At 60.4% G+C, this 4472-nt stretch carries 4 protein-coding genes; 3 read left to right on the top strand and 1 reads right to left on the bottom strand.

What is annotated here, in order from left to right:
- The first annotated feature begins 74 nt into the window (after positions 1-74).
- The 3 genes from NW841_RS11300 (at position 75) to NW841_RS11290 (ending at position 2847) form a co-directional block, all read left to right on the top strand.
- Positions 75-1091, top strand: coding sequence for a M14 family metallopeptidase (locus NW841_RS11300; RefSeq protein WP_414386447.1), 1017 nt, complete (start codon positions 75-77; stop codon positions 1089-1091).
- A gap of 451 nt (positions 1092-1542) precedes the next feature.
- Complete coding sequence (locus tag NW841_RS11295) at positions 1543-1695, top strand: photosystem II protein Y (RefSeq protein WP_414365453.1); 153 nt, start codon at positions 1543-1545, stop codon at positions 1693-1695.
- A 33-nt stretch (positions 1696-1728) separates the two neighbouring features.
- Positions 1729-2847, top strand: coding sequence for an NAD(P)/FAD-dependent oxidoreductase (locus tag NW841_RS11290; RefSeq protein ID WP_414365455.1), 1119 nt, complete (start codon positions 1729-1731; stop codon positions 2845-2847).
- 31 nt (positions 2848-2878) lie between these two features.
- Here NW841_RS11290 and NW841_RS11285 read toward each other — a convergent pair whose 3' ends face one another.
- The gene (locus tag NW841_RS11285) at positions 2879-4033 is read right to left on the bottom strand and encodes an FAD-binding oxidoreductase (RefSeq protein ID WP_414365457.1); all 1155 of its coding nucleotides are present in this window, start codon (positions 4031-4033) and stop codon (positions 2879-2881) included.
- Positions 4034-4472: the final 439 nt, after the last annotated feature.

Genomic DNA, 4472 nt, shown 5'->3' with positions numbered 1-4472 from the left:
GGGAGAGGGGCTGGGGGTGAGGGCTTCTTAAGCAGCCAAAAGGTTTGCGTTGAGGTGCTTGCCCAAAAAACCGTATGCTCACTGTTCTCGATCACCTGCCGGAGCAACTCCTAGATTTAGAAGCCCATCAACTCTACGACCGATTGGGCGGGCCAACCCTCATCCATCTGGCGGGACGACGGGATCCCCCTCTGTTTGTTTCCGTCCTGCTGCACGGCAACGAGGTCACCGGTTGGCAGGCGGTGCGACAGCTTCTGCGCCGCTACGTCCAGCGGGAACTGCCCCGTTCCCTGTCCCTTTTCATCGGCAATGTGCAGGCTGCCCGCCACGGGCAACGGCGGCTAGACAGCCAACCGGACTACAACCGCATTTGGGGCCCCGGCTCCACTCCCGAACACGCTATGGCTCAGGCCGTCCTGCGGCAGATGCAGCAACGCGGCGTGTTTGTCAGCGTTGACCTCCACAACAACACGGGCACCAATCCCCACTACGCCTGTGTCAATTACTTAGATCGCTCTACCTTGCACCTGGCCACCTTGTTTGGGCGCACCGTCCTCTATTTCACCAAGCCAGAAGGGGTACAGAGTATGGCCTTTGGGCGCTTCTGCCCGGCGGTGACCCTGGAATGTGGCAAGCCGGATCAGCCCCACGGTACCCAACATGCCTACGAATTTCTGGAAGCCTGCCTGCACCTGTCGGCGCTGCCGCAACGCCCCGTCCTGCGACAGGATATTGATCTATTTCACAGCGTCGCCATCGTCAAGATCCCGGAGGAGGTGAGCTTCAGCTTTGGGGAAGCGGGGGAAGAGCCCAAGGGATCCCAGCCGCACCTGCGCTTTCTCCCCGATTTGGATCTCCTCAACTTTCGGGAGCTCCCTCCCCACACCCGCATCGGCTGGACAAACAACGGCTTCCACCTGGAGGTCCAAGACGAGCAGGGCCAAGATGTGGCGGATCGCTTCTTCTACGCCCAAGATGGCGAAATTCGCACCCGCGTGCCCCTTGTGCCGGGCATGCTCACCCTCAACAGCCGCATCATCCGCCAAGATTGCCTCTGTTACCTGATGGAGCGCTACCCTCTAGCTGGCTAAACTTCCGCGCTACTTCTGGGCGTAGTCTACATGGCGCAAGTGACGGACTTTCTCGCCCAGCTCGATTGGCCCATCCCCGCAAGAGGCAACAAGGCAAGCTCTTGTCCAGAACCCGGGCTTGCTGCAGAATGGGCTAGGAACGGCGAAGCAGCCACTCTCCGGCTGTGTGAAGATCCTGGGTTACCCGTCCGTTGAAGCAGCAACTCTGAGAAATCATCCAGGGATCCTGTCCTGCTGGCGTGAGCGGACGTCTTTGCCCCAGTCCGTCAGGGCTTAGCGGGAGAGGGTATGCCTGGGGTTATTCTGGGTATAGCCGTTCTTCCGGAGTTGTGCCGCGCCCAAAGCGGGATCCAAACCCCAAAAAGCTTCGCTCTTCGGGATCCCAGCAGGTGCCAGCCCTGGAAGCTCTTGTTTTTTCCATTTACTCCATTTACGAGAGGGGGATGAAACTATGGATATGGATCTCCGTCCGCTGATCGTCCTGGCACCTATTGTTTTGGTGGTTGGCTGGGCAGCCTACAACATCATCAAGGCTGCCATCAAGGGGGAAGCCAAGCTCTTCGGCGAAAGGGGCAACAACCCCTTTGGCAAAGGCGGGAGCTGAAGGTGGGATTCGGTTGCAGCCGATAGGCTCTGTATGTCGGACAAAAATCTCCAGGGTGCAATGCCCCCTTCCGGCCTGGGCAGCGGAAAGTCGGCGGACGTCGTTGTCGTTGGCGCCGGGGTGGCTGGCCTAGCCTGTGCACGGCAACTGCGGCGGGCGGGGCTGGAGGTCTTGGTGCTGGAGAAATCGGTGGGTTTGGGTGGGCGCATGGCCACCCGGCGGGTTGAGCATGCCGGACAAACAGTGCCTGTAGATCACGGGGTTCAATATCTGACCCCCGATTCCGACAGCTTTTATCGCTGGGTGAAGGAGCTGCTGGGCCTGGGGCTGCTGAGGGAATGGACGCGCTCGTTGCACCTGCTGGATCGAGAGGGGCTGCGCCCAGAGGACTCCAATGCTGAGAAACCCCGCTACATCTGCCCCCAGGGCATGACGATGCTGGCCAAACAGCTAGCCACTTCCTTGTCCATCCACACCCAAACGCGTGTGGTTGGCCTCAGGCCGCTGGCAACCACCTGGCAATTACAGGCCGAAAACGGCCAGTGCTACGAGGCCGCGGCAGTGGTGATGGCAATCCCGGCTCCCCAGTTGTTGCCTTTGCTGCAAGAGGGGATTCCTCCTGCCAACAACCTGCTATCTCTGCTGGGATCCGCCGCCTACCAGCCCTGCATTGCCGTTTTGGCCGGCTATTCAGAGAGCACGCCGCTGCCGCCTTGGAAGGGGATCAAGTGTTTGCAGGATCCGATGCTGGCCTGGCTGGCCCTGGACAGCAGCAAGCGCCCGCAGCCCTTGCCGCCGCTGGTGGTCTTTCACGGGGGGGCGGAGTGGTCGTCGCTATATCTGGATGCTGGCCCCGCCGAGCTGGAAAAAGCTGGTCGAGAACTGCTGGCCCACGCCGCCAAACGCCTGGATCCCTGGCTGGCCTCGCCGCAATGGATGCAGGTGCATCGCTGGCGCTACGCTTTTCCCGTGGAAACGATAGGTTTGGCCAGCCTGGGCACCCACGTCCCTGCCAGTGCCGGCAGGGGGTTGCCGTTGGTCTGCGCCGGCGATTGGTGTGCCGGAGAGCGAGTAGAAGGTGCTTGGCTCTCCGGCCAGGATGCTGCTAAAACCTTGCTGGCAATGCTGGGGATCCCTGCGCAGGCCCGCTAACGGCGCCATGTTTCGGCGTGATTTGGAGTAGCTATATCAAGCTGGGGCTGAAGATGGCGGCGGGATCAAACTGCTGCTTCAGCTTGCGCATCAGGGTTGCTGTCGGGCCGAAATCGTGGGCCAGAGCTGTCTTCAGGGCTGCCGGTGCCTCCAGCAGCAGGAGAAACCCGCCTACCGACTTGAGGTAGCGCTGTAACTGTAGCAGGGATCCCACCTCAGGCTGGGGGATCCAAGCCCGCCCCAGGCCGCAGCCGCGATGCAGTTGCACCTGAGCTTTGGGAAATAGGGACTGAAACTGCTCTAAAATGGCCAGGCTCTGGCTGGGCAAGCAGCCGAACTTGGCCAGAACCATTCCTGAAGCGGGTGGGGGCATGGACAAAGCCCCAGGGCCCGCCTCTTGCCAAGCCAACTCCCCCGCAGCCAGCCGCCGCACCTGGGCCATTTGCTGGGCAATTGCCCGCCCCGAGCCGTGGAAGCTGAGCCAAAGCTGTGGCCCTTCTGCCCTCAGCCAGAGATCCATCCCCACTGGGCTCACCGGCGCACTCAGTACCTGCCGAGCCAGGGCCTCCACGTCCGCTAGGGATCCCCTGGCCAGCAAAGTTGTCTGGGCCGCCGGCAGGGGATAGAGCCGCAGGCTGACTTGGGTCAGGATCCCCAAGCTGCCCAGGGATCCGGCGAACAGTCTTGTCAAGTTATAGCCGGCCACATTCTTGACCACCCGCCCGCCCGCTTTGGCCACCTCCCCGTCCGCCCGCACCCAAGTAATGCCCAGCACTAGGTCGCCAATGCTACCGTAACGCCAGCGCAGCGAGCCCGTATCGGCAGTGGCGATAATGCCGCCCACTGTGGCCCAGTCAGGGTAAAGGGGATCCACCGGCCACCATTGCCCCCGCTCGGCCAAGATGGCCTGTAGCTCCGCCAGGGTCATACCGGCCTCTACCGTCGCCGTTAGGTCAGCAGCTGCATGGTCGATCAAGCGGCACAGCCCACGGGTACTGAGGATAAGATCCACTGTCTCCAAGCGAGGAGCCCATCCCCACTTGCTCCCCTGCCCAAGCGGCAGCACCTTCTGCCCGCGGCACTCTTTTAGGAGCTGCACCAATTCTGGAACCGTCGAGGGAGTTTGGATGGGAATAGGAGCAGCCTGGCTGGAGAGAAAATCTGTCAGCGGCGGAGAAAAGGTCATCGAGAAGAACTGAGCTTAGAACGCACCAAAAGGTAAGCAAAACCTGAACCCCCACGTATCGGGATCAACTTGCCTGATTTCAGTGTAGGTGGCAAGCTCCTCCCCTGGTCAGTATAGCCGCGGCTCCCTCTGGGTAGCCGATGAAGCTCGCGATAGAGGCAGCTTCCCAAGTCCCTTCCCCGGGGACGAAGGGTTGGGGAGGGATCGCCTCAGCGGCACAGATCGATCTCAGGCAAGCTGGCAGCCGCTCAAACAAAATCCGTCAAATCTGTCTTCAATCAAACCAATTAAAGCTTAAGCCGATGACGCGAGGATGCTTGAAAAAAACAGAGTAACAAGATGATGATTGTCCCTTTTTAGACAAAGGCAAAATCTCGATAAGGTGTAAGAGTCGCAACCTAGGGCTGAAAATTACCTTCAATAGCAAGCTAAGAGCTTA

The organism is Synechococcus sp. H60.3, from assembly GCF_047462295.1.
Lineage (GTDB): Bacteria > Cyanobacteriota > Cyanobacteriia > Thermostichales > Thermostichaceae > Thermostichus.
Note: the sequence above shows the minus strand (reverse complement) of the source record. Positions and strands in the feature narration are given on the sequence as shown.